Here is a 23,918-nt window from a genome sequence, read left to right as displayed (position 1 = left end):
GCAACCTAGTGCAACCCAAAATGTGTAGGAAAAAAGTGCAGCTCGTCCGGTGGGTAAAACCCCACAGTAAAAATGGCTGTTTATGGTGCATTTTCTTCTGTAAACGCAGCTTTTTGCTCCGAAAGGGAGCAAAAAGGTGCTGTTACGCAAAAAAACCGACGAGGTGCAACTTGAATGCAAAAACAGGTTGCACCTACTTTGCGTTGTTGCATAGCATTCGCGGCCTGGGTGCAACCTCTCTGAGGCTGTCACTACATAAAAACAAACGCCAGGGCGCAACAATGAGTTTTAGCAATCCAATCACGATCACTTTTGTGATCTACATCGCAGCAATGGTGATGATCGGCTTCATGGCCTATCGCTCCACCAATAACCTCTCCGACTACATTCTCGGTGGCCGCAGCCTCGGTAGCGTGGTGACCGCGCTTTCGGCTGGCGCCTCGGACATGAGTGGCTGGTTGCTGATGGGCCTGCCGGGCGCCATCTATATGTCGGGTCTGTCGGAGGCCTGGATTGCCATCGGCCTGACCGTCGGTGCCTACCTGAACTGGTTGTTCGTTGCTGGCCGTCTGCGCGTGCAGACCGAGCACAACGGTGATGCGCTGACCCTGCCGGACTATTTCGCCAGCCGTTTCGAAGACCACAGCGGCCTGCTGCGGATCATCTCTGCCATCGTTATCCTGGTGTTCTTCACCATCTACTGCGCTTCCGGCATCGTTGCTGGCGCTCGTCTGTTCGAGAGCACCTTCGGCATGTCCTATGAGACCGCGCTGTGGGCCGGTGCTGCTGCCACTATCGCCTACACCTTCGTCGGTGGCTTCCTGGCGGTGAGCTGGACCGATACCGTCCAGGCGACGCTGATGATCTTCGCCCTGATCCTGACCCCGGTGATCGTGCTGATCGCTACCGGCGGTGTCGATACCACCTTCCTGGCCATCGAAGCCCAGGGTGCTGGCAACTTCGACATGTTCAAGGGTGCAACCTTCATCGGCATCATCTCGCTGATGGGCTGGGGTCTGGGCTACTTTGGCCAGCCGCACATCCTGGCACGCTTCATGGCTGCCGATTCGGTCAAGTCCATCGCCAATGCCCGCCGCATCTCCATGACCTGGATGATTCTGTGTCTGGCCGGTACCTGTGCCGTTGGCTTCTTCGGTATCGCCTACTTCTCGGCACATCCTGACCTCGCAGGTCCGGTCACCGAGAACCACGAGCGTGTGTTCATCGAGCTGGCCAAGATCCTGTTCAACCCATGGATCGCCGGTGTGCTGCTGTCGGCCATCCTGGCTGCCGTCATGAGTACCCTGAGCTGCCAGTTGCTGGTGTGCTCCAGCGCCCTGACCGAAGACTTCTACAAGACCTTCCTGCGCAAGAACGCTTCCCAGGTTGAGCTGGTATGGGTCGGTCGCCTGATGGTACTGGCTGTTGCGCTGATCGCCATCGCCCTGGCTGCCAACCCTGAGAACCGCGTTCTGGGCCTGGTTGCCTACGCCTGGGCCGGCTTCGGTGCCGCCTTCGGCCCTGTGGTACTGATCTCGGTACTGTGGAAAGGCATGACCCGCAATGGTGCGCTGGCTGGCATCATCGTCGGTGCCGTGACCGTGATCCTGTGGAAGAAATTCGACACCATGGGTCTGTACGAAATCATTCCGGGCTTCATTCTGGCCAGCCTGGCAATCTTCGTATTCAGCAAGCTCGGTAGCCCGAGCAAGGCGATGGTCTCGCGTTTCGAAACTGCAGACGCGGCGTACCACGCCGGCAAGTAATCGCGGTTAGATTGCTGTCTGACAACGGCCCGGCCTCGCAAGAGTCCGGGCCGTTGTTGTTTATAGCGCAGGCTTTGGTGGGAGCGGGCTTGCCCCGCGATGCTATGTCACTGACTGTCTGCAATCGCGGGGCAAGCCCGCTCCCACAGTTCAGCATGACAAGGTAAACTGCACGGTCTTGCAGGAGTTGCCATGAACTATCGTCACGCCTTTCACGCCGGCAACCACGCCGACGTCTTCAAACACCTCGTGTTGACCCGCCTTATTGCGCTGATGTCGCGCAAGGAGCAGCCGTTCGCCTACCTCGACACCCACGCTGGTCTCGGTCTGTATGACTTGCAGGGCGACCAGGCGACGCGTACCGGCGAGTGGATCGAAGGTGTCGGCCGGCTTTGGGGGCGTGATGACCTGCCAGAGGTTACCGCTGACTATCTGCGTATCCTGCGCAAGATGAACCCTGACGGCGAGCTGCGCTATTACCCGGGCTCGCCCGAGCTTGCCCGGCGCCTGGCGCGTCAGCAGGACCGCGTGTTGCTCAACGAGAAGCACCCCGAAGACGGGCGCATGCTCAAGGACAACATGAAGAAGGATCCGCGCGTCGCCGTGCACCTGGGTGAGGGCTGGCATGTGCCGCGGGCGTTGCTGCCGGTGCAGGAAAAGCGCGCAGTGATGCTGATCGATCCGCCCTTCGAGCAGGCTGACGAGCTCAAGCGCTGCACAGTTGCCTTGAAAGAGGCAATCAGTCGCATGCGCCAGACCGTCGCGGCGATCTGGTACCCGATCAAGGATCAGCGCCAGCTGGTGCGCTTCTATCAGGACCTGACCAGCACTGGCGCGCCAAAGTTGCTGCGCGTTGAGCTGTACGTGCATCCGCAGGACAGTCCGCAGGGCCTCAATGGTTCGGGCCTGGCCATCGCCAACCCGCCATGGGGGCTTGAGGAGGAGTTGCGTGAGCTGCTGCCGTGGTTGTCCCAGGTGCTGGCGCAGACCCAGGGTAGCTGGCGCATGGACTGGCTGATCGCCGAGTAGGTGTTGGTGTGGGAGCGGGCTTGTCCCGCGATGCGATGTGACTGACAGCTCGCAATCGCGGGGCAAGCCCGCTCCTACAGTTTGCGTTATAATCCCGCTCTTTCGTTGCCGCTCGCCCTAAGGGGCCAGGGCGCATATTTACAGATTGAAGAGGCTAGACCCTTGGCATTGACGATTCTTGGCCTGTCCGGCGCCCTTAGCCATGATCCTTCCGCGGCCCTGTACATCGACGGCAAGCTGATTGCCGCCGCTGAAGAAGAGCGCTTCGTGCGCGACAAACATGCAAAGAACCGCATGCCCTACGAATCGGCGAAGTTCTGCCTGGAGCAGGCTGGCATCAAGCCTTCCGACGTTGACGTGGTGGCCATCCCGTTCGCCCCGATCAGCCTGTTCGGCAAGGCCCGCTGGCACTACGCCAAGCGCTACTGGTACGCCCCGGATCGTGCTCTTGACGCGATTCTGATGGGCAACCGTCGTTACAAGCGCTACCGCAAGAAGATCGTCTGGTGCCTGGAGCAACTGGGCTTCGACCCGAAAAAGGTCAAGATCGAACCGGTCGAGCACCACCTCGCGCACGCTTCCAGCGCCTACCACTGCTCGGGTTTCAAGGAAAAAACCGCGATCCTCGGTATTGACGGCAAGGGCGAGTACGCCACGACCTTCTTCGGTTATGGCGAAAACGGCAAGATCCACAAGATCAAAGAATTCTTCGACCCGGATTCGTTGGGCGGCCTGTACGGCGCGATCACCGAGTTCCTCGGCTTCGAGATGCTCGACGGCGAGTTCAAGGTCATGGGCATGGCCCCTTATGGCGACGCCAGCAAATATGACTTCTCGCGTCTGGCCAGCTTCGAGAACGGCGAGCTGGTGATCAACACCGACTACGCAAACGTTATCGGCCTGCGCCGCTACAAAGAGAAGGGCAAGGGCTTCTACTTCTCGCCGAAGCTGATTGAGTGGCTGGGTCCCAAGCGCGAAGGCGACATCGCCGACGAGCCGTACATCCACTACGCCGCCAGCATGCAGGCGCTGTTCGAGAAAATCGCCCTGCAGATGATCGACCACTACCTGGGCGACATCCTCAAGGAAACCGGCAAGCTGGCTTTCGCTGGCGGTTGCGCGCTGAACGTCAAGCTCAACCAGAAGATCATTGCCCGTCCTGACCTCAAGGAACTGTTCGTCCAGCCGGCTTCCGGCGACGCCGGTACCGCGGTCGGTGCGGCTGCATACGTTTCCCACGCCCGCGGTGTGCCGGTCGAGAAGATGGAACACGTCTACCTCGGCCCTGCGTACTCCAACGAGGACGTGATTGCCGCCTGTGCCCGTCACCCGAGCCAGCCGAAATGGCGCAAGCTCGAGAACATGCCGGAGCAGATCGCCAAGATCATGGTCGATGGCAACCCGGTGGCCTGGTTCCAGGGCCGCATGGAGTTTGGTCCGCGCGCGCTGGGCGGTCGTTCGATCATCGGTTGCCCGAGCGTTGCCGGCGTCGCCGACCGCATCAACCACCAGATCAAGTTCCGCGAGCGCTGGAGGCCTTTCTGCCCGTCGATGCTCGACACCGTCGCCCCGCAGATGATCAAGATCGATCACCCGGCACCCTTCATGACCTTCACCTTCGAAGTCGCCGAAGAGTGGAAGACCCGCGTGCCGGAAGTCGTCCACGAAGACGGTACCTCGCGGGCCCAGGTGCTCAAGCGCGAGTACAACCCGCGCTATTACGACATGATGAAGGCGCTGGAAGACCTGACCGGCAACGGCGTGTCGCTCAACACTTCGCTCAACCGTCGTGGCGAGCCAATGATCTGCTCGCCGACCGACGCCCTGAACATGTTCTTCGGCTCGGATCTGCAGTACCTGATCATGGAAGACATTCTGGTAGTCAAGGACGGCGCGAACAGTTATGACGTCCAGGGCTGAAAAACGCGTCCTGCAGTTCTGCCACGGCTATGACGGTCCGTTCCTGGACTGTGCGCGGCAGTACGCCAGCCTGTTCAGCGGCAGCGGCTACAAGGTCACCACGGTGTTCCTTACCGGTGCTGCCGACCCTCAGGTGGCCGCCGGCTGCGCTTCTGATGAAGTGATCTTCCTGGAGTTCAGCTCCAAGGCTATCCGTGGCCTGAAGCTGGGGGCGATCCGCGCATTGCGGCGGATCGTCGCCACACGCAATTTCAGCTTCTGTATCGCTCACCGCTTCAAGCCGATCTATATCGCCTTGCTCGGTAGCCGCCTGCCGGTAATTGGTGTGCACCATGCCTTTGGTGACTACCAGCGCGGCAGTCGTCAGCTGTTTGCCAACCTGTTCCGTCAGCGCCTGAGCCTGCTCGGCGTCTCCGACGCGGTGCGCGATGACATGCGCAAATGCTTGCCGAAGTGGCCGGCCGAGCGCATCCAGACGCTTTACAACCGTATCGACATCGAGGCGCTGCAGGCGGCGCTGGTGCCTGCAGCCGATGCCCGCCAAGCGCTGGGGCTGGATTCGCAGGCCTGGATTGTCGGTAATGTCGGTCGCCTGCATCCGGACAAGGACCAGGCCACCCTGTTGCGTGGCTTTGCCCTCGCGCTGCCGCGTCTGCCGGCGGGTGCTCGCCTGGCTATTTTGGGTGAGGGGCGGCTGGAGCAGTCGCTGAAAGCACTGGCTGCCGAGTTGGGAATTGCCGGGCAGGTGGACTTTCTCGGCCAGGTGCCCAATGCGCGACGCTACTTCAAGGCGTTCGATGCTTTTGCCCTGAGCTCCGACCACGAGCCGTTCGGTATGGTCCTGCTCGAAGCCATGGTCGCCGGAGTGCCGGTGCTCGCCACTGCCTGCGGCGGCGCCCTGGAAGTGGTCGAGGGTGTCGGCATCCTGTTTCCGCTGGCCGATGCCGAGCGTCTGGCTCAAGGCTTGCAACATCTGGCCGTACTGGATGAAGCGCAGCGCCAGGAGTGTGCCGAGCGCATGCTTGCGCGCCTGCGTGAGCGTTTTTCCGATAGCGCTGTGCGCGATACCTTCTGGCAGTTGCCAGCTGTGCGTGCGCTGACGGCGGAGGTTTGATGCTCAATCATATTCAAGGCTGGCGCGAGCGCGGCTGGCGTGTGATCGATGCGCCCGCCTACGCCCAGGCCTGGCAGCGTTTTGGTGGTAGCGTCGCGACCCACCCGCTGGTGGTCGAGCAGTTGGCCGAGCTGGCGCAGATTCCGGTGCGCTACCTGGGGTGGGAACACAATGGTGAGCTCAAGGCCGCGATTCCGACCTGGGGCCGTTACCTGGCATTGTCCAAGGACGTGCTCAAGCGTCAGGGCAAGAAGGGTCTGTATGACCTGGGCAATGCCGAGCTGATCCTGCCGGCGGCTGCCGATGCCCAGGCACCGCTGCGTCATGCCGGACGTTATTTGTCCGAGCTCAACCAGGGGCGCTTCGCCAACCTCAAGCTGCAGACTGAATCGCTGGCGATGGCACGCACGCCTGAAGACCTGTCGAAGAAGTTTCGCTATAACCAGCGTCGCGAGTTGCGCCTGCTGGAAGAGGCGGGTGGTCAGGTGCGTGCGGTTTCTGAGTTTTCCAGCAGTGAACTGGCAGCGATCTACTGCGATCTGTTTCTGCGCCGCTGGGAATTCCCGGCCACTGGCGCCGAGCGCATGGCTGAGGTCATAGAGCGCCTGCGTGAGCTGCTGATCGGTTCGGTGCTGTTTCTCGACGATGCGCCTATCGCCATCCAGCTGGTCTACCGGGTCGAAGCGCCTGAATGGATCAGCGTCGAGTACATCAATGGTGGCGTTGACCCGCAAACCAAGGCCTTCAGCCCTGGAAGCGTGTTGAGTTTCCTCAATACCCAGGCCGCCTGGGAAGATGCCCGGGCACGCAACAAGCCGCTGCGTTTCTCCTTTGGCCGCGCTGATCGCGAGTACAAGGATCGCTGGTGCAACCCCGTTCCGGTATTTCAGGTGTGAGCCGCAAGCAGCAGTTGCTCAAGCGGCACCGGCGCAACAAGCGGCTGGGGTTGCTGGCTGGCCTGGTGGTGTTGCTGGGTCTGGGTATTTTCGTCCAGTGGTGGTTGCCGCTATTGCTGCTGCCACTGCTGTGGGCTGCCCATGAAGCCTGGTTTGCCGATCATCTGTTTTATTCGCCTGCCGAGGACTACCAGTATCAGTTTCCGCAGGATTGCGTGGCGCACCCGGTCGAACTGGTCGACGGTGTTGTACGGCTTCAGGCGCCTTTGCAGCTTGCTGGTGATGAAACGCTGGTGCTGGCGCTGCGCCTGAAAAGCAGCTGGTTGGGTCGTTTCCTGGACCCGGCAGTGGTGTTGAACGGTGAAGATTGCCAGGCTTTCGAGCGCGGCGTCGCGGGCCTGCGTTACCTGAACCTGACCGGGCTTGGCGAGTCGCTTGCTGCCGGGCGGCTGCGCTTGCGTGGGCGCTATTGCCGTCTATCTGGCGAAGGGCAGTTGTGGGTTGTGACAGGCAACGATCTGCGCCAGAAGCGCGTCATGGTCATCGCGCCCCATGCCGATGATGCCGAGTTGGCCGCTTTCGGCCTCTACAGCCAGGCGCAAGAAGCCTGGGTCGTGACCCTGACTGCTGGCGAGATCGAGGCTGAGCATTACCAGCGCATGGGTATGGCCAAGTCTGAGTCCGCCCGCTTGAAGGGCCGACTGCGCGCCTGGGACAGCATTGCCGTACCGCGCTGGGCAGGTGTTCCCGAATCGAACTGTGTGCAGTTGGGTTATTTCTGTCTGCAGCTGCCAGCCATGCAGGCGGCACCGGATCAGGCAATCGCCTCGCGTGAAGCGGAGCTTGACGATACCCGTCTGTTCCGGCGCTTCAATGCGATAACCTTGCCGGGTGACGAGGATGGTGCACCGACCTGGAACAACCTGTTGGCCGACTTGCGCGCGTTGTTGCTCAAGGCCCGCCCGCAGGTGCTGGTGATGCCGCATCCGACCCTTGATCCGCATCCTGACCACATCTGCGCCCAGGCTGCTGTGCTCGAAGCCCTGCAGGGGCTCGAATGGCAGCCGGAAACCGTGCTGGGGTACGCCAACCACCTGCATGACAATGATCGCTGGCCCATGGGCGATAGCGGTGCCGGGGTGGCTTTGCCGCCGCAACTGGAAGGCGGGCAGGCTTGGGCGCCCTACAGTCTGCCCCTGGATCTGGCGACTCAGCGCGACAAGGCCATGGCGCTGGGCATGATGCATGACCTGCAGCCGCCGGCACCGTTCAAGCGCCGCATTCGTCGCCTGCTCCAGCGCTGGCTGGCGGGGCGACGCGCTTCGCCTTACGGCGAGAACGAATTTTTCCGCAAGGCCGTGCGCCGACATGAATTGTTCTGGCGCCGTGATCTCTGATCCTGGCCCATGACTGTTAGCGGCTGAACAAAGACCGCAAGGAAGACAATGAAAGTTCTATTTCTGGTGCAGAAAGAACAACGGGCAATCCTGGACCGTCTCTACGACGGTGTCGCCGCCCATTGCGAATGCGATCTGCGCTGGCTCAGCAGTGCCGATCAGCGCAACCTGCGCAGCTATTTCCGTCGTGAAGTCGACGTCGAAAAGTATGACCGGATTGTGTTTTTTCTGCGCTTCAAGCAAGAAATTCGTCAGGTCGGCTTCATTCGTACGGTGCCCAACCTGGTCATCCTCGAACATGACGCCTATCAGAACTACATCCCGTGCAAGTACACCGGAAAGTTCAGCGCCCACTACCGTCAGTTGCCTTGGGCGCGGGTGATCAGCTCCGGTTATATGGTCAGCGAGCGCTTGCGCCAGGAGGGGTTCGACGCCGAATTCGTGCCCAAGGGCTACGACCAGCAGTTGCTGGCTGACCAGGGGCGCGAGCGGGATATCGAGCTGGCCTTTGTCGGCAGTACCAACAGTGTCGCCTACAGCGGGCGCAAGGCGTTGCTCGATGAGCTCGCTCAGGTCGAAAACCTGCTGGTCACCCGGACCAAGTCCGGTGAAGAGTACTGTGACACGCTCAACCGCATTCGTTTCTTCGTCAGTGCCGATGTCGGCATGGGCGAATACATGATCAAGAATTTCGAGGCGATGGCCTGTGGCTGCGTGCTGCTGGCTTTTGATCAAGGGGAGGCGGAGAATCGCGCCCTGGGTCTTGAAGACATGCACAACGTGGTTTTGTACAACAGCATTGCCCAGTTGCAGGAAAAGCTCAAAGTGTTACGTGCCGACCCGGCATTGGTCGAGCGCATTGGCAGCAACGGTCGTGACCTTGCTGTGTCGCAGTTCAGCTTCGCTCAAGTGGGCCGAAGCATCGTAGAAAAAATGCAGCCACCTCTGCGTTCCCGTCCAGCCCTGACCGGTTGGCAGCGCTTGCGTTTGAGACTGGGCATATGAGCCGGCTGTCCCGTACACGGGGCGTGGTCTCGAACAACCGAATACAGAAGATGGGGAGGGAATCCGGTGCGATTCAGTGATGACAGTGATGTAACCCTGGTGGTTACCAGTTGCGGGCGTTTCGACCTGCTCAAGCTTACACTCGAGAGTTTCGATCGTTTCAATACTGCACCGATTCGCGAAGTGTTCATCACCGAGGACTCGGGCGATGAGGCTGTCCATCAGGCGGTGCCGGAACACTGGAAACCGCACTGCAAGGTGTTCGTCAATCGGCCCAAGCTGGGGCAGTTGCCGTCTATCGACCTTGCCTACAGTCACGTAAAAACCCCCTACATCTTTCACTGCGAGGATGACTGGGAGTTCTACCGGCCAGGTTTCGTCGAGGATTCGAAGAGCATTCTCGAGGTCAGCCCGCATTTGCTTCAGGTCTGGTTGCGCAGCTATGCCCATGACTTGAAGGTGCACAGTCCTTACATCCATCTGGGCGAGCGTCAGATCATTGCCGGTGTGCCGTGTTACCCGCTGCTCTCGGACAAGCCTGAGTGGCAGAGTTTTTCGTTGAATCCAGGTTTGCGCCGGCTCAGTGACTATCAGCGTTGCGCGCCATTTGCCGGCTACTCTGGTGAGAAGGCTCTGTCAAAACGCTACGCCGAGTTGAATCTCACTGCGGTGACCCTTGAGGGGGACGCGGTACTGCATACCGGCTTCGATGCGCATGTCAGTCTGCCCGGTGAGCGTCGGCGTAAAGCGCGGCGCCGTAAGCGTGATCGCATCAAATTGATGGTGATATTGGTGGTTGGCTTGGTTCTGGGTGTTGGCGTGGGTTTTTTTGCGCATTGACCCGGGCCGTTTGTCCATGAACCGGTGCGAAACAAGGGGGTGATCCCCCTTGAGCCTCGTCAACAGCATGTGGGCAGGCGGCGCACCCATGCACCTCCATGCCCGAGGTGTTCAGTTCAGCAAGGCGCGTTCCAGTTCGGCGAGAGGGAATTGACCCTCAAGGCGCTCGCGGGCGATGTAGCGGGCGAAGTGCTGCACGTTGCGCCGGACCATGCGGTTGGATAGCGGTGCGCGCATGAAGCGCATATCGGCCACGTCGATCAGGCCCATCTCCTGTTCTGGTGTCACGACAATGTTGCCAAGGTGCAGCGAGCGGAAATAGATGCCCGACTTGTGCAGCTTGCGCACCAGCGCCACGAGCTCCGGTAGACGCTCTTGCCAGCTGAAGCCTGCCTTGCGAGACAGTTGGCTAAGGGTCTCTCCCGGCAACGGGTGGTACAGCACCGCCGTCATTCCGGGGGCATCCAGCTTGTAGTACTTCAAAACCTTCAGCGTCGGAATTCCCTTTTTCTCCAATTGCGTCGCATTGTCGATAAAACGCTGGGAGTAAGGTCGCAGCAAGGCAGATGAAATTAATCGTTTACGCCTGAAGAGTTTAAGGATGTTGCCGTCATTAAGCAGGTACACTTTGGCGCCGTAACTATCAGCCTCCAGCACCTGGGCGCCAAGGATGAGTTGGTTGAGGTCGACCTGGTGTAGCCGGGAACATTGCATGGATAGTGGCCTTGCCAACGGGCGAACAAAAGGACCGGCAATAATGCCGAAAATTTTGCAGATGTACCATGCCGGTGTTGTTGAAACGATGAGGATGCGCTGGATGTACACAGGGGCAGAGCCTAGGCTTCGTTCAGGTTTGCTCTGGGTGCATGCCCATCGACCGGGCTGTGATAAAATTTCCGGTTCAATCTGAACAGCGAGCTCGACAATGGCCGAAACACCGCTAAAGGCGGAGCAACAGAGCAGCTCCAGCCTGAAAATCTATTTCCGGCTACTGAGCTATGTGAAGCCGTACATCGGTATTTTCACGCTGAGTATTCTCGGTTTCATCATCTTTGCCTCGACCCAGCCAATGCTGGCCGGGATTCTCAAGTACTTCGTCGACGGTCTGAGCAACCCGCAGGCAGTGTTGTTCCCCAATGTCCCTTACCTGCAAGACTTGCAGCTACTGCAGGCCGTGCCGTTGCTGATCGTGCTGATCGCCGCCTGGCAGGGCCTGGGCTCGTTCCTGGGTAACTACTTCCTGGCCAAGGTTTCACTGGGGCTGGTGCATGATCTGCGGGTCGAATTGTTCAACAAGTTGCTGGTGCTGCCCAACCGTTACTTCGACACCCACAACTCCGGTCACCTGATTTCGCGCATCACCTTCAACGTAACCATGGTTACCGGTGCCGCCACCGATGCTATCAAGGTGGTGATCCGTGAAGGCCTGACGGTGGTGTTCCTGTTCGTTTACCTGCTGTGGATGAACTGGAAACTGACTCTGGTGATGCTGGCAATCCTGCCAATCATCGCGGTAATGGTCGGTAGCGCCAGCAAGAAATTCCGCAAGCAGAGCAAAAAGATCCAGGTGGCAATGGGTGATGTAACCCACGTTGCCTCGGAAACCATCCAGGGCTACCGCGTGGTGCGCAGCTTCGGCGGTGAAAGCTACGAGCAGCAGCGTTTCGCCAATGCCAGCCAAAGCAACACCGACAAGCAGCTGCGCATGACCAAGACCGGGGCCGTGTACACCCCGATGTTGCAGTTGGTGATCTACTCCGCCATGGCCGCACTGATGTTCCTGGTGTTGTTCCTGCGTGGCGAGGCTACGGCCGGCGATCTGGTTGCCTACATCACCGCTGCAGGCTTGCTGCCCAAGCCGATTCGCCAGCTGTCGGAAGTCAGCTCGACGATCCAGAAAGGCCTGGCCGGTGCCGAAAGCATCTTCGAACAGCTGGATGAAGAACCGGAAGTCGATACTGGAACGGTGGAGCTGGAGCGGGTAGAGGGTCGCCTCGTTGTGCGCAACCTGAACTTCACCTATCCCGGTACTGAGCGCCAGGTGTTGTCTGACATTTCCTTTACCGCTGAACCGGGGCAGATGATTGCACTGGTGGGGCGCTCGGGGAGTGGCAAGTCGACACTGGCCTCGTTGATTCCGCGGTTCTATCACCACACTGAGGGGCAGATTCTCCTCGATGGCGTAGAGATCGAGGACTACCGTTTGCGCAACCTGCGCCGCCATGTGGCGCAAGTGACCCAGCATGTCACCCTGTTCAATGACACTGTGGCCAACAACATTGCCTACGGTGATCTGGCGGGCGCGCCGCGTGCGGATATAGAAGCGGCTGCCGCCGATGCCTATGCCAAGGAGTTTGTCGATCAGTTGCCCAAGGGCTTCGACACCCAGGTCGGCGAGAACGGTGTGCTGCTCTCCGGTGGCCAGCGCCAGCGCCTGGCCATTGCCCGGGCCCTGCTCAAGAACGCGCCGCTGCTGATCCTCGATGAGGCCACCTCGGCACTGGACACCGAGTCCGAGCGGCATATCCAGGCAGCGCTCGATCATGTGATGAAGGGCCGTACCACGCTGGTGATCGCTCACCGCCTGTCGACCATTGAAAAGGCCGACATGATCCTGGTCATGGATCAGGGCAAGCTGGTCGAGCGCGGCACGCATGCCGAGCTGCTGGCCGCCAACGGCTACTACGCCAGGCTGCATGCCATGGGCCTGGACGAGCCGGCCAAGGCCGATATCACCTGAGCCTGACGCCGGAGCCTGTCCTGGGCTCCGGCCGTTTTCCTGCAACAGCTTGTCGGTAAGGCGGTAATCAAGCCTTCGCCTAGCCTGTGCTAATATCCTGCCCCTGTTAATTTTGTATATATGGGTTACCCATGAAGTTGTCCATGCCGCGTTTCGATCAAGCCCCGGTACTGGTGGTGGGCGATGTCATGCTCGACCGCTACTGGCATGGTGGTACCTCACGGATTTCGCCTGAAGCACCTGTACCGGTGGTCAAGGTCGATCAGATCGAGGACCGTCCTGGTGGTGCGGCTAACGTGGCCTTGAACATCGCTGCCCTGGGCGCACCGGCATCACTGATCGGGGTTACTGGCCAGGACGAAGCTGCCGAAAGCCTGTCCAACAGTCTGAAGGCTGCAGGCGTGCACTCGATTTTCCAGCGTATTGCGCACCAGCCGACCATCGTCAAGCTGCGGGTCATGAGCCGCCACCAGCAACTGCTGCGGATCGATTTCGAAGAACCTTTCGCCACCGACCCGCTGTCGTTGGGGGCTGAAGTCGACACCCTGCTCGACGGGGTCAAAGTACTGGTGTTGTCGGATTACGGCAAAGGCGCCCTGAAGAATCATCAGAGCTTGATCCAGGCTGCACGGGCCAAAGGGATCCCGGTCCTGGCCGACCCCAAGGGCAAGGACTTTTCGATCTACCGCGGTGCCAGCCTGATCACCCCGAACCTCAGCGAGTTCGAGACCATCGTCGGCCGCTGCGCCGATGAAGCGGAGCTGGTGGCCAAGGGCGCTCAACTGATGAGCGAACTGGAGCTGGGCGCCTTGCTGGTGACCCGTGGTGAGCATGGCATGACCCTGCTGCGTCCCGATCATCCGGCCCTGCACTTGCCGGCTCGTGCCCGTGAAGTCTTCGACGTTACCGGTGCCGGTGATACGGTGATTTCGACCCTGGCCGCCGCCATCGCCGCAGGCGAAGAGCTGCCTCATGCTGTGGGCCTGGCCAACCTGGCCGCCAGCATCGTGGTCGGCAAGCTCGGTACCGCAGCGATAAGCGCACCGGAACTGCGCCGTGCCATCCAGCGCGAAGAGGGTTCTGAGCGCGGTGTGGTGAGTCTCGATCAGTTGCTGCTGGCCATCGATGATGCCCGTGCTCATAACGAAAAGATTGTTTTCACCAATGGTTGCTTCGATATTCTTCATGCAGGCCACGTGACTTACCTGGAGCAAGCGCGGGCCCAAGGTGATCGTCTGATCGTTGCGGTAAACGACGATGCTTCGGTGAGCCGGCTGAAAGGTCCGGGCCGTCCGATCAATAGCGTAGATCGCCGCATGGCGGTGCTCGCCGGCCTGGGAGCAGTGGACTGGGTCATCAGCTTCCCTGAAGGCACGCCGGAAAACCTGCTCAGCCAGGTCAAGCCGGATGTGCTGGTCAAGGGTGGGGACTACGGTATTGAGCAGGTCGTCGGTGCCGATATCGTCAAGGCGTATGGCGGCTCGGTGAAGGTGCTGGGTCTGGTCGAAAACAGCTCGACCACCGCTATCGTCGAGAAAATCCGCAAGAACTGATTCAAGCATCGCGGGGCAAGCCCGCTCCCACAGGAGGGTGATGTACCCTGTGGGAGCGGGCTTGCCCCGCGATTGCAATTTGTCAGCTACTTACGCAATCCGCCTCGCGCCATCTGCAACAACTCCCGTGCCTTGCCCGTCAGGCGCTGCAGCCCGGTGTCCGGTTTCGGCGCCGCCAGCCCCTGCTGACTCACCCAATCCTTCCAGCGAATCCGTTCATCCCTGACCAGCCAGCCTTCCTGACGGGCAAAGCTTTCGGCCAGATACAGACCGCGAGTGCTCGCCGGCACCAGGCGGTCCTTTTTCAGCGTGTACAGCTCGGCGCGAGGGTGTCCGTCTTCCAGGGGCATCAGGTACAGGTCGGGGCGGGTGCGGTTGAGGCGGGCCACCAGTTGGTTTCCTTCCAGTCGTTCATCGACATGAAACAGGCTCAAGGATTTGGCTTCACGCGGGACCTGCAGACGCAGGTCATAGATCAGCTGCAACGAGGCGGTCGGCAGGTGCACGTAGGCCCGTGGCCGCTCCAGCAGTTGCAGGTTGGCGCAACGCACCGGCCGTGCCGCACCGGATTGCGGGGTCAGGACGAAAGGCAGCGCTTCACGGTAATGCAGGGCATCGGCATAAGGCGCTGGCAGCCAGGTATCGTTGAAGCGCCCGCCAAGCCAGCCTTCCGGCGTTTCCAGCAGGCATTCTTCAGCTACCTCCTGGATGGCGGTATGCAGCGGCAGGTTCAGTTCCTGGGCGGGCACATAGCCGGAAATCAGTTTCAGTACCACATCCCCACGGTCCTGGCGGCGCTGGCGGACCAGCACCCAGTAATCACGGTTCTGCCAGTGCAACGTCAGACGCACCGAGACGCCCAGATTGGCCAGCTCTACGGCGAAGCGCTGGCTGTCGGCCAGGTGAATCTGTTTGCGCCGTTGCTGGGTCTGGGCGAAGTTCAGCGGCATGCCGATGCTCTGGTAGCACAAGCCCTCGGGGCTGGCTTCGACGTGCAGGGGCAGGGTTTTGAAGTTGCTCGGGTTCTTGCGGATCAGCGTTCGCGGCATGTCGGCTCCTTCTTGCGTTGGGGTCGGCCGCGACGGCGGCGTGGGCGTCAGCGATTCAGTACGGCGGCAACAGTCGCCACGTTGTGTGCCAGATGTACCGGGTTGATGGTGCCGACAATGGCACTGCTCACACCCGGGTGGCCAAACAGCAACTCGAAACTGGCACGCACCGGGTCTACCCCCGGGCTCAGGCACACATGCCCGCTGGCCAGGGCCTTTTTCACCAGGATGGCTTTGCCATGCTCGGCGGCATAGTCGAGCACCGGGCGTTCGGCCTGTTCGTTCAGATTGTAGGTGACCATGGCGCAATCGCCGCGTTGCAGTGCTTTCAAACCACCTTCCACGGTCTTGCCGGACAGGCCGAAGCCGCCGATCTTGCCTTCCCGCTTCAGCGCTTCGAGGGTCTGATAGACCTCCTCGTGCTCGAGAATATGCAGGTCGTTGCCATCCGAATGCACCAGCACCAGGTCGATATGGTCGGTTTCCAGGCGCTTGAGGCTGCGTTCGATGGAAAAACGCGTGTGGGCGGCGCTGAAGTCGAAACGCGACTGGCCTTCTTCGAACTCTTCACCGACCTTGCTGACGATCACCCAGTGATCGCGTTGGCCGCGCAGCAGCGGGCCAAGGCGCTCTTCGCTGCGGCCGTAGGCTGGGGCGGTGTCGATCAGGTTGATGCCCAGGTCACGGGCCTGGGCCAGCAGCAGGCGGGCCTGGTCGTCGTCGGGGATGGTGAATCCATTGGGGTATTTGACCCCTTGATCACGCCCCAGCTTGACCGTACCCAGGCCCAGCGGCGAGACGTGCAGGCCGGTGCTGCCCAAGGGGCGGTGCAGATCATGAAGAGTCGGCAGGCTCATGGCAGCAGCTGCTCCCAGACTGGCAGGGCCATCGGTGGCCGTGGCAGTTCGGGAAGGGCGGTGTGAGCCCCCGGCTTGACCCCGTCGCGTTCAAGGCTGGCCAGCACCCGGTCACTGAAATCCGGAGCCAGGGCCAGTTTGGTCGGCCAGCCAACCAGCAGGCGCTGCTGTTCGGCGAGGAAGGCGTTGTCCGGGCGCACCAGACCGGACTGTGCCGGCTCGGCGCGATCGATGCGCACGGTAGCCCAGCGCACCTGGCTCAGGTCGATCCATGGCAGCAGGTTGCTGACTTCCTTCTTCGCCGCGGCAATCTGCGCTTCGGGCTCGCGGGCAACGCCGTCTGCCTCAGCCAGGTCGCCACCCATGTACCAGACCCATTGACCGTCGGCGGCCGGGTGGCTGGTGACGGTGATACGCGGTTTGGGTCCGCCGCCCAGGCAATGGGCGTACAGAGGTTTGAGGCTGGCGCCCTTGGCCATGACCATGTGCAGCGGGCGACGCTGCATGGCAGGCTGGCTCAGACCGAGGGTTTCAAGCAGGGCGGCATTGCCGGCCCCGGCGCTGAGTACGATGCGCTGTGCACGGATCTCGCGGCCGTCGACGCGCAGCCCGGCCAGTTCGCCAGCTTCTTGCAGGGGTTCGATCTGCTCGCCAGCCAGCAGGCTGTCACCGGCCAGTTCGGCGAGCTTGTTCAGCAGGCTTGGCACGTCAATGACCAGTTCGGCCAGGCGATAGACCTTACCCTTGAAGGCGCGGTCTTGCAGGGCAGGTGGCAGTTGCTCGCCTTTGACCTGATCGACACGGCCACGCACCGCCTTGCTGGCAAAGAAGCTGGTCAGGTTGCCGGCGATCGTGCCGGGGGACCACAGGTAATGGGCGTCAGACAACAGGCGCACGCCGGAAAGGTCCAGTTCGCCGCTGCCTGCCAGCGCCTCGCTCCAGCGTCGCGGCATGTCGGCAATGGCTTCGGAGGCGCCGGTCAGTGCGCCATGCAGGGCATACTTGGCGCCGCCATGAATGATTCCCTGCGATTTGAGGGTCTGCTCGCCACCGAGGCTGGCGCGTTCCACCACGACCGTCGAGTAACCCAGGCGGCGCAGACGGGCATTGAGCCAGAGGCCTGCGACCCCTGCGCCGACGATCAGTACGTCGGTGGAAATAACGGATGGCATGCATGCACCTCACAAGCTTGGACAGAAGCCCAGTATACAGCCTGTGAGACGGATCAATGCCCGGCGGTTTTCGAGAAGACCTGGATAACCACCACGCCGCCGACAATCATGGCCATGCCGAGCATCGCCGGGACGTCCAGTTTCTGCCCGTAAATCACCAGCGCGGCGATGCTGATCAAGACAATCCCCAGCCCCGACCAGATGGCATACGCGATACCGACCGGAATGCTGCGCACCACCAGGGTCAGCATCCAGAACGCCACGGCGTAGCCACAGATCATCAGCAGCAACGGCAGCGGGGTGCTCAGACCCTTGACGGCCTTCATCGAGGCGGTGGCGATGACTTCGGCGCAGATGGCGATAGCCAGGTAGGTGTAGGCATTCATGTCGGTGTTCCTCTGTTCTGGCTGGGCATTTTAGAGCAAGCCTGGATGGGGTAAAGTCATTACCTATCTTTTCTGGAGATAGGTTGCATGGCTGAACAGTGGAATCTGGAGCAACTGCGGCTGTTTGTCGGCGTTGCCGAGCAACGCTCGTTTTCGGCGGTGGCCCGCACCCAGCGCAAGGCGCAGTCGGCGGTGAGCAATGCCATTGCCCTGCTCGAGGCGGACCTGGGTGTCACCCTGTTCGAGCGTAGCAGTGGCCGTCAGCCGCGCTTGACCGAGGCCGGCGCGGCGCTGCTGGAGGATGCGCGTGAGTTGTTGCGTCAGTGCGAGCGCCTGGACGGTCGGGCGCTGGCGCTGATGCGCGGCCAGGAGGCGCAGTTGCGGGTCGCCCAGGATGAAGCCATGCCTTATCAGCCGGTCATCGACAGTCTCGACGAACTGGCCCAGCAGTTCCCCATGCTGGAAGTGCAACTGGCCAGCGGTGCCCAGGGTGACGTGGCGCGCAAGCTGGTCGAGCGCCGTGCTGACCTGGGCTTGCTGTTTCGTCATGAGCGCATGCCGTCAGCGTTGGAGCGCCGCGCCTTGGGGAATGTGGAGATGGTCACCGTCTGCGCCGTCAATCATCCCTTGGCGCAACTGGGGCAGGTCAATCGCCAACAGCTGGCACGCCATCGCCAGTTGTTGATTGCCCCGCAGGAAAGCGGTTATCCCGGCGGCGAGCCAATCAGCCCGCAGATCTGGCGTGCCGACAGCTTCTACGCCATGGCCGAGTTGTTGATGCGCGGCTTGGGCTGGGCCTGGTTGCCCCGGCATGTAGTGCAGTACCCGACTTACCATGCGCAGATGGTCGAGCTGCGTAGCGAATGGACACCGCCGGCACTGGTGGTAGAGCTGGTGTGGCGGCGTGACGAGCCACTGGGGCCTGCGGCACAGTGGTTGGCCGAGCGCTTCGCAGTGCACTTGCGAGCGATTGGCTAGTACACTTCGGCGCCATGAACAGAACACTCTATACCCTGCTGTTTCACCTGGGCCTGCCGCTGGTTGCGCTGCGCCTGTTCCTGCGCTCGCGCAAGGCGCCAGCCTACGCCAAGCGCATCGGCGAACGCTTCGCCATGAACCTGCCCGCCATGCGCAAGGGCGGTATCTGGGTACATGCGGTGTCGGTGGGCGAAAGCATCGCCGCGGCGCCGATGATTCGTGCCCTGTTGCAGGCTTATCCACAGCTGCCGATTACGATTACCTGCATGACCCCGACCGGCTCCGAGCGGGTGCGGGCGATGTTTGCCGATGAGCCGCGCATTCAGCATTGCTACCTGCCCTATGACCTGCCGTGGGCGGCCGGGCGCTTTCTCGATCATGTCCAGCCGAAGCTGGCGGTGATCATGGAAACCGAGTTGTGGCCCAACCATATTCATCAGTGCGCCAAGCGCGGTATCGCCGTGGCGCTGGCCAATGCGCGCTTGTCCGAGCGGTCGGCGCGTGGCTATGCACGCTTTGCCGGGCTGACCCGGCCGATGCTGGCCGAGATGAGCCTGATCGCGGTGCAGACCGAGGCCGAAGCTGAGCGCTTTCGCCAGCTGGGGGCGCGGGCTGAATGTGTTCAGGTCACCGGTTCGATCAAGTTCGACCTGCGTATCGATGAGCAGCTATTGCCGCGCGCTCGGGCCTTGCGTGAGCAGTGGCAGGCCGCTCAGCGCCCGGTGTGGATTGCCGCCAGCACCCATGAGGGCGAGGACGAAGTGATTCTCGCCGCGCACCACCAGTTGCTGGAGCACCATGCCGATGCCTTGCTGATCCTGGTGCCACGGCATCCGGAGCGCTTCAACAGCGTATTTGAGTTGTGCGCGGCACAGTTCCCGACTGTGCGCCGCTCCAGTGCCGCTGCGGTGGCCGCGGATACCGCAGTGCTGCTCGGCGACACCATGGGCGAACTGCTGTTTCTTTATGCCCTGGCGGATATCGCCTTTGTCGGCGGCAGCCTGGTGCCCAATGGCGGGCATAACCTGCTGGAGCCAGCGGCTCTGTCATTGCCGGTGATTAGCGGCCCGCACCTGTTCAACTTCCTGGAGATCGCGGCGATGCTGCGCAACGCTGGCGCATTGCAGGAGGTGGATGATGCCCAGGGGCTGGCGGCTGAGATCCGGCGGCTGATCGAGTTGCCGCAGGATGCGCGGCGCATGGGCGAAGCGGGGCGGGCGGTGATGAAGGCCAACCAGGGCGCGTTGCAGCGCTTGCTGGATGGCTTGGGGCGATTGCTCTGACGCTAATCGCGGGGCAAGCCCGCTCCCACAGAGGTTACCTGTGGGAGCGGGCTTGCCCCGCGATGCTGTTTAAGGCCGGGCGTCGAAGTTAGCCTTGGCCAATGCCGCCAGATCAGGTGGCAGGAAGTCTTTGTCCGGGTTGTAGTCCGGCTTCAGATAGCGGCTCAGGTCGGTCAGGTCCTGCGGGCTCAAGGTGCCCGCCGCCTGCTTCAGGCGCAGGTTGTCGAGGATGTAGTCGTAGCGGGTGTTGTTGTAGTCACGCACCGAGGTGTACAGCTGGCGCTGGGCATCGAGCACGTCGACGATGTTGCGGGTACCGACCTGGTAACCGATCTCGGTGGCTTCCAGAGCGCTCTGGTTGGAGATGATCGACTGCTTGCGTGCCTGCACCTGCTCCACGTCGGTATTGACCGCACGGTGCAGGTTGCGGGTGTTTTCCACCACCTGGCGCCGCAGGCTTTCACGCTGCTGCTCGCTCTGGCTCAGGCGCTGGTAGGCCTCGCGCACTTGCGAGCTGGTCAGGCCGCCGCTGTAGATCGGAATATTCAACTGCAGGCCAACGCTGGTCTGTTCGACGTCGCCGCTGATGGGCCCGCCGAGGTTGGGGTTGGTGAAACCAAGGTTGTCGTTGTCGCCTTTCTGGTACTGCGCTACCGCATCCAGGGTTGGCGCGTGCCCGGCCTTGCGCTGGCGCAGGGTTTCTTCGGCGGCGGTGACGGCGTAGTTGGTCGCTTGCAGGTTGAGGTTCTGCTTACCGGCGGTTTCGACCCAGGACGTGGCGTCATTCGGTACCGGGACCTGCACCGGCAGGGTGTGGCGGATGCCCTGGATCGCGTCGTAGTTGCGGTTGGTCAGGGTGATCAGTGCTTCGAACGCGTCATCGACCTGGCGTTGCGCGACGATCCGGTTGGCCCGGGCCGTGTCGTAACTGGCCTGGGATTGCAGGACGTCGGTCTTGTCCGAAAGGCCGACATCGAAGCGTTCATTGGACTGATCCAGCTGACGCTTGAAAGCGGCTTCTTCCGCTTTGGTCGACGCCAGGTTGTCCTGGGCGCGCAGCACCGCGAAATAGTTCTCGGCAGTTTGCAGGATCAGGTTCTGTTCAGTGGCCGACAACTCCAGCGCCGCCTGTTCATTGACCGCTTCGGCAGCCTGCAACTGGAACCAGCGATCAGCACGGAACACCGGTTGGGCCAGGGTTGCCGACCAGGAATTACCGCTGCGGTTGGAGGTAGTCGATGGTTCATCGAGCTTGGTCCGGGTGCTCTGCATCTCGGCGCCGGCCGAGAGATTTGGCAGCAGGCCGGCACGGGCCTGGGGTACCACCTCCTTTTGCGCGCCATAGTTGGCACGGGCTGCCGCGAGGTCGGCGTTGTTATCCACAGCCTCCTGGTAGACGCTGACCAGATCGGTTTTCGCTGACAAGGGCGCGTCTGCTGCCCAGGCCATTCCGTTGATAGCACAAGACACGGCAAGGGCCAGTGAAAGTTTGCGCAGCATAGGGCGATCCTTGAACGATTGAGTCTTTCTGAACCGGTGAGTGTAGATGCGCGGGCACTTTGCAACAATCTGCCAATTACACCATTTATCGTCACCGTGGTTGTACTGTTGGCTTTGCAGTGGCGTCCAGTCTAGACTGGGCGCGTTCTTGTCGGGGTGCCTTGCGTTGAGGCTGAGATCGGATAATCCGGATCCCGTTGAACCTGATCAGGTTAGCGCCTGCGTAGGGAACAAGATTTCTCGCTTTCCCGGCGAGTCTCTTGTGTCAGGTCCGGGAATGTCGAGCCAGCCGTAAGTCGCTGCAGGCATCCCCGCACATCTGGCACAGCACCGCTCCTGGTGCGTCCGTGCCTTTCAGGTTCTCCCCGACATTCCACTGCTAGGAAGCCGTCTGGAGAGCCTGTGATGAGTAAACAAGAAAAATACCTGACCAATCTGAGTGAGTCGGCCCAGGTCGATCAGCAGTCCGTACAGCCGTTCACCCGTTCGCGCAAAATCTATGTCGAAGGCTCGCGTCCGGACATCCGCGTACCGATGCGTGAAATCAGCCTGGACGACACCCCGACCGATTTCGGCGGTGAAGCCAACGCGCCGGTGCTGGTCTACGACACTTCCGGCCCCTACACCGATCCCAATGTCGTCATCGACGTGCGCAAAGGCCTGAGCGATGTGCGTTCGGCCTGGATTGACGCCCGTGGTGACACCGAGCGCCTGCCTGGGTTGTCGTCGGACTTTGGCCAGCAGCGTCTGGCGGATGCCGAGCTGACCAAACTGCGTTTTGCCCATGTGCGCAATCCGCGCCGGGCCAAGGCCGGTGCCAACGTCAGCCAGATGCACTACGCGCGCCAGGGCATCATCACCGCCGAGATGGAATACGTCGCCATCCGCGAGAACATGAAGCTGCAGGAAGCCCGCGCCGCCGGCCTGCTCGACCAGCAGCACCCGGGCCACAGTTTCGGTGCCAGCATCCCCAAGGAAATCACCGCCGAGTTCGTCCGTGAGGAGATCGCCCGTGGTCGCGCGATCATTCCGGCGAACATCAACCACGTCGAACTGGAGCCGATGATCATCGGCCGCAACTTCCTGGTGAAGATCAACGGCAACATCGGTAACAGTGCGCTGGGCTCTTCGATCGAAGAAGAAGTGGCCAAGCTGACCTGGGGTATCCGTTGGGGTTCGGACACGGTCATGGACCTGTCCACCGGCAAGCACATCCACGAAACCCGTGAGTGGATCATCCGCAACTCGCCTGTGCCGATCGGTACCGTGCCAATCTACCAGGCCCTGGAAAAGGTCAATGGCGTCGCCGAAGACCTGACCTGGGAGCTGTTCCGCGACACCCTGATCGAGCAAGCCGAGCAGGGCGTGGACTACTTCACCATTCACGCCGGCGTGCTGTTGCGTTATGTGCCGCTGACCGCCAAGCGCGTTACCGGTATCGTCAGCCGTGGCGGTTCGATTATGGCCAAGTGGTGCCTGGCGCATCACAAAGAGAACTTCCTCTACACCCATTTCGACGAAATCTGCGAAATCATGAAGGCCTACGACGTCAGCTTCTCGCTGGGCGACGGCCTGCGTCCGGGCTCGATTGCCGATGCCAACGATGCGGCGCAATTCGGCGAGCTGGAGACCCTTGGCGAACTGACCAAGATCGCCTGGAAACACGATGTCCAGTGCATGATCGAGGGTCCTGGCCACGTGCCGATGCAGTTGATCAAGGAGAACATGGACAAGCAGCTGGAATGCTGCGACGAAGCACCGTTCTACACCCTCGGCCCGCTGACTACCGACATTGCCCCGGGTTACGACCACATCACCTCGGGTATCGGCGCGGCGATGATCGGCTGGTTCGGTTGCGCCATGCTCTGCTACGTGACGCCCAAGGAGCATTTGGGCCTGCCGAACAAGGATGACGTCAAGACCGGGATCATCACCTACAAGATCGCCGCCCACGCTGCCGACCTTGCCAAAGGACACCCGGGCGCGCAGATCCGTGACAATGCCTTGTCCAAGGCGCGCTTCGAGTTCCGTTGGGAAGACCAGTTCAACCTTGGCCTGGATCCGGACACCGCGCGTTCGTTCCATGACGAGACCCTGCCCAAGGATTCGGCCAAGGTCGCGCACTTCTGCTCGATGTGCGGGCCGAAGTTCTGCTCGATGAAAATTACCCAGGAAGTGCGTGAGTACGCCGCCAACCAGCGCATTGATGCGGTGGATGTGGCGGTCGAGGACGGCATGCGCGAGCAGGCCGAGCGGTTCCGCCAGGAAGGCAGCCAGTTGTACAAGAAGGTCTGATCGGCCTGTTCAGGCGGTGTGCCGTGCACACCGCATCGCCGGCAAGGCCGGCTCCCACAGGGGGACTGCATACAGACTCTTGTGGGAGCTGGCCTTGCCAGCGATAGGGCCCGAACAACAACAATTTTCTCCCTGTCG

19 protein-coding genes and 1 riboswitch are annotated in these 23,918 nt (G+C 61.3%); of the genes, 13 read left to right on the top strand and 6 right to left on the bottom strand.

The features are described 5' to 3' along the window. Positions 1-281 precede the first annotated feature (281 nt). The 8 genes from putP to ACVI9W_RS10045 all read left to right on the top strand — a co-directional run bounded on the left by putP (position 282) and on the right by ACVI9W_RS10045 (position 9,967). A complete protein-coding gene (gene putP / locus ACVI9W_RS10080) occupies positions 282-1,766 on the top strand; it encodes a sodium/proline symporter PutP (protein WP_422421733.1) in 1,485 nt (494 codons plus the stop codon). Positions 1,767-1,958: 192 nt separating this feature from the next. Further along, a complete protein-coding gene (locus ACVI9W_RS10075) occupies positions 1,959-2,795 on the top strand; it encodes a 23S rRNA (adenine(2030)-N(6))-methyltransferase RlmJ (RefSeq protein ID WP_038615287.1) in 837 nt (278 codons plus the stop codon). Between the two features lie 162 nt (positions 2,796-2,957). Next, entirely contained in the window at positions 2,958-4,715 is a 1,758-nt protein-coding gene (locus ACVI9W_RS10070; protein ID WP_133211458.1) for a carbamoyltransferase family protein, read from the top strand. Next, positions 4,699-5,829 carry a glycosyltransferase gene (locus ACVI9W_RS10065; protein WP_461529914.1) on the top strand — a complete coding sequence of 377 codons (1,131 nt, stop codon included), beginning with the start codon at positions 4,699-4,701 and terminating at the stop codon, positions 5,827-5,829. The genes ACVI9W_RS10070 and ACVI9W_RS10065 overlap by 17 nt, the downstream gene beginning before the upstream one ends. Next, complete coding sequence (locus ACVI9W_RS10060; protein WP_038615281.1) at positions 5,829-6,725, top strand: antimicrobial resistance protein Mig-14; 897 nt, start codon at positions 5,829-5,831, stop codon at positions 6,723-6,725. Before ACVI9W_RS10065 ends, ACVI9W_RS10060 begins: the two co-directional genes overlap by 1 nt. Then, entirely contained in the window at positions 6,722-8,122 is a 1,401-nt protein-coding gene (locus ACVI9W_RS10055) for a PIG-L deacetylase family protein (RefSeq protein ID WP_461531814.1), read from the top strand. Before ACVI9W_RS10060 ends, ACVI9W_RS10055 begins: the two co-directional genes overlap by 4 nt. Positions 8,123-8,170: 48 nt before the next feature. Next, complete coding sequence (locus ACVI9W_RS10050; protein WP_038615277.1) at positions 8,171-9,127, top strand: glycosyltransferase family protein; 957 nt, start codon at positions 8,171-8,173, stop codon at positions 9,125-9,127. Between the two features lie 66 nt (positions 9,128-9,193). Further along, positions 9,194-9,967: a glycosyltransferase family 2 protein gene (locus ACVI9W_RS10045; protein ID WP_461529913.1), complete on the top strand. Its 774-nt coding sequence runs from the start codon at positions 9,194-9,196 to the stop codon at positions 9,965-9,967. A gap of 111 nt (positions 9,968-10,078) precedes the next feature. Here ACVI9W_RS10045 and ACVI9W_RS10040 read toward each other — a convergent pair whose 3' ends face one another. Continuing rightward, entirely contained in the window at positions 10,079-10,681 is a 603-nt protein-coding gene (locus ACVI9W_RS10040) for a toluene tolerance protein (protein WP_422420701.1), read from the bottom strand. 211 nt (positions 10,682-10,892) lie between these two features. Here ACVI9W_RS10040 and msbA point away from each other — a divergent pair, with 211 nt between their 5' ends. Further along, entirely contained in the window at positions 10,893-12,707 is a 1,815-nt protein-coding gene (msbA, locus tag ACVI9W_RS10035) for a lipid A export permease/ATP-binding protein MsbA (RefSeq protein WP_038615270.1), read from the top strand. Positions 12,708-12,838: 131 nt separating this feature from the next. Then, positions 12,839-14,260 (top strand): bifunctional D-glycero-beta-D-manno-heptose-7-phosphate kinase/D-glycero-beta-D-manno-heptose 1-phosphate adenylyltransferase HldE, encoded by a 1,422-nt coding sequence (hldE, locus tag ACVI9W_RS10030; protein ID WP_461529912.1) that lies wholly within the window; start codon positions 12,839-12,841, stop codon positions 14,258-14,260. Between the two features lie 86 nt (positions 14,261-14,346). Here hldE and ACVI9W_RS10025 read toward each other — a convergent pair whose 3' ends face one another. Genes ACVI9W_RS10025 through ACVI9W_RS10010 form a run of 4 tightly spaced genes read right to left on the bottom strand, consistent with a single transcriptional unit; the run spans position 14,347 to position 17,724 of the window. Further along, entirely contained in the window at positions 14,347-15,309 is a 963-nt protein-coding gene (locus ACVI9W_RS10025; protein ID WP_038615266.1) for a hypothetical protein, read from the bottom strand. Between the two features lie 47 nt (positions 15,310-15,356). Further along, complete coding sequence (locus ACVI9W_RS10020) at positions 15,357-16,166, bottom strand: aldo/keto reductase (RefSeq protein WP_461529911.1); 810 nt, start codon at positions 16,164-16,166, stop codon at positions 15,357-15,359. Further along, positions 16,163-17,338 carry an NAD(P)/FAD-dependent oxidoreductase gene (locus tag ACVI9W_RS10015; protein WP_461529910.1) on the bottom strand — a complete coding sequence of 392 codons (1,176 nt, stop codon included), beginning with the start codon at positions 17,336-17,338 and terminating at the stop codon, positions 16,163-16,165. The genes ACVI9W_RS10020 and ACVI9W_RS10015 overlap by 4 nt, the downstream gene beginning before the upstream one ends. A gap of 53 nt (positions 17,339-17,391) precedes the next feature. Further along, positions 17,392-17,724, bottom strand: coding sequence for a DMT family transporter (locus ACVI9W_RS10010; protein WP_422421770.1), 333 nt, complete (start codon positions 17,722-17,724; stop codon positions 17,392-17,394). 87 nt (positions 17,725-17,811) lie between these two features. On the opposite strand from ACVI9W_RS10010, the gene ACVI9W_RS10005 reads away from it, so the two are divergent. After that, on the top strand, positions 17,812-18,702 hold the full coding sequence (locus ACVI9W_RS10005) for a LysR family transcriptional regulator (RefSeq protein ID WP_342623478.1): 891 nt from the start codon (positions 17,812-17,814) through the stop codon (positions 18,700-18,702). A gap of 14 nt (positions 18,703-18,716) precedes the next feature. Next, the gene (waaA, locus tag ACVI9W_RS10000) at positions 18,717-19,985 is read left to right on the top strand and encodes a lipid IV(A) 3-deoxy-D-manno-octulosonic acid transferase (protein WP_461529909.1); all 1,269 of its coding nucleotides are present in this window, start codon (positions 18,717-18,719) and stop codon (positions 19,983-19,985) included. A gap of 69 nt (positions 19,986-20,054) precedes the next feature. Here waaA and ACVI9W_RS09995 read toward each other — a convergent pair whose 3' ends face one another. Beyond that, a complete protein-coding gene (locus ACVI9W_RS09995; protein WP_038615260.1) occupies positions 20,055-21,485 on the bottom strand; it encodes a TolC family outer membrane protein in 1,431 nt (476 codons plus the stop codon). A 142-nt stretch (positions 21,486-21,627) separates the two neighbouring features. Then, positions 21,628-21,732, top strand: a riboswitch (TPP riboswitch). 158 nt (positions 21,733-21,890) lie between these two features. On the opposite strand from ACVI9W_RS09995, the gene thiC reads away from it, so the two are divergent. Continuing rightward, complete coding sequence (gene thiC, locus ACVI9W_RS09990; protein WP_157194446.1) at positions 21,891-23,780, top strand: phosphomethylpyrimidine synthase ThiC; 1,890 nt, start codon at positions 21,891-21,893, stop codon at positions 23,778-23,780. The last annotated feature ends 138 nt before the right edge of the window (positions 23,781-23,918 follow it).

The sequence above is a fragment of the Pseudomonas sp. 210_17 TE3656 genome, from assembly GCF_054821965.1.
Note: the sequence above shows the minus strand (reverse complement) of the source record. Positions and strands in the feature narration are given on the sequence as shown.

Bases quoted from the DNA above. Each gene is read 5' to 3' on its own strand.
- putP (WP_422421733.1), top strand. From the start codon at position 282: ATGAGTTTTAGCAATCCAATCACGATCACTTTTGTGATCTACATCGCA.
- ACVI9W_RS10075 (WP_038615287.1), top strand. From the start codon at position 1,959: ATGAACTATCGTCACGCCTTTCACGCCGGCAACCACGCCGACGTCTTC.
- ACVI9W_RS10065 (WP_461529914.1), top strand. From the start codon at position 4,699: ATGACGTCCAGGGCTGAAAAACGCGTCCTGCAGTTCTGCCACGGCTAT.
- ACVI9W_RS10060 (WP_038615281.1), top strand. From the start codon at position 5,829: ATGCTCAATCATATTCAAGGCTGGCGCGAGCGCGGCTGGCGTGTGATC.
- ACVI9W_RS10050 (WP_038615277.1), top strand. From the start codon at position 8,171: ATGAAAGTTCTATTTCTGGTGCAGAAAGAACAACGGGCAATCCTGGAC.
- ACVI9W_RS10040 (WP_422420701.1), bottom strand. From the start codon at position 10,681: ATGCAATGTTCCCGGCTACACCAGGTCGACCTCAACCAACTCATCCTT.
- msbA (WP_038615270.1), top strand. From the start codon at position 10,893: ATGGCCGAAACACCGCTAAAGGCGGAGCAACAGAGCAGCTCCAGCCTG.
- hldE (WP_461529912.1), top strand. From the start codon at position 12,839: ATGAAGTTGTCCATGCCGCGTTTCGATCAAGCCCCGGTACTGGTGGTG.
- ACVI9W_RS10025 (WP_038615266.1), bottom strand. From the start codon at position 15,309: ATGCCGCGAACGCTGATCCGCAAGAACCCGAGCAACTTCAAAACCCTG.
- ACVI9W_RS10020 (WP_461529911.1), bottom strand. From the start codon at position 16,166: ATGAGCCTGCCGACTCTTCATGATCTGCACCGCCCCTTGGGCAGCACC.
- ACVI9W_RS10015 (WP_461529910.1), bottom strand. From the start codon at position 17,338: ATGCCATCCGTTATTTCCACCGACGTACTGATCGTCGGCGCAGGGGTC.
- ACVI9W_RS10010 (WP_422421770.1), bottom strand. From the start codon at position 17,724: ATGAATGCCTACACCTACCTGGCTATCGCCATCTGCGCCGAAGTCATC.
- ACVI9W_RS10005 (WP_342623478.1), top strand. From the start codon at position 17,812: ATGGCTGAACAGTGGAATCTGGAGCAACTGCGGCTGTTTGTCGGCGTT.
- waaA (WP_461529909.1), top strand. From the start codon at position 18,717: ATGAACAGAACACTCTATACCCTGCTGTTTCACCTGGGCCTGCCGCTG.
- ACVI9W_RS09995 (WP_038615260.1), bottom strand. From the start codon at position 21,485: ATGCTGCGCAAACTTTCACTGGCCCTTGCCGTGTCTTGTGCTATCAAC.
- thiC (WP_157194446.1), top strand. From the start codon at position 21,891: ATGAGTAAACAAGAAAAATACCTGACCAATCTGAGTGAGTCGGCCCAG.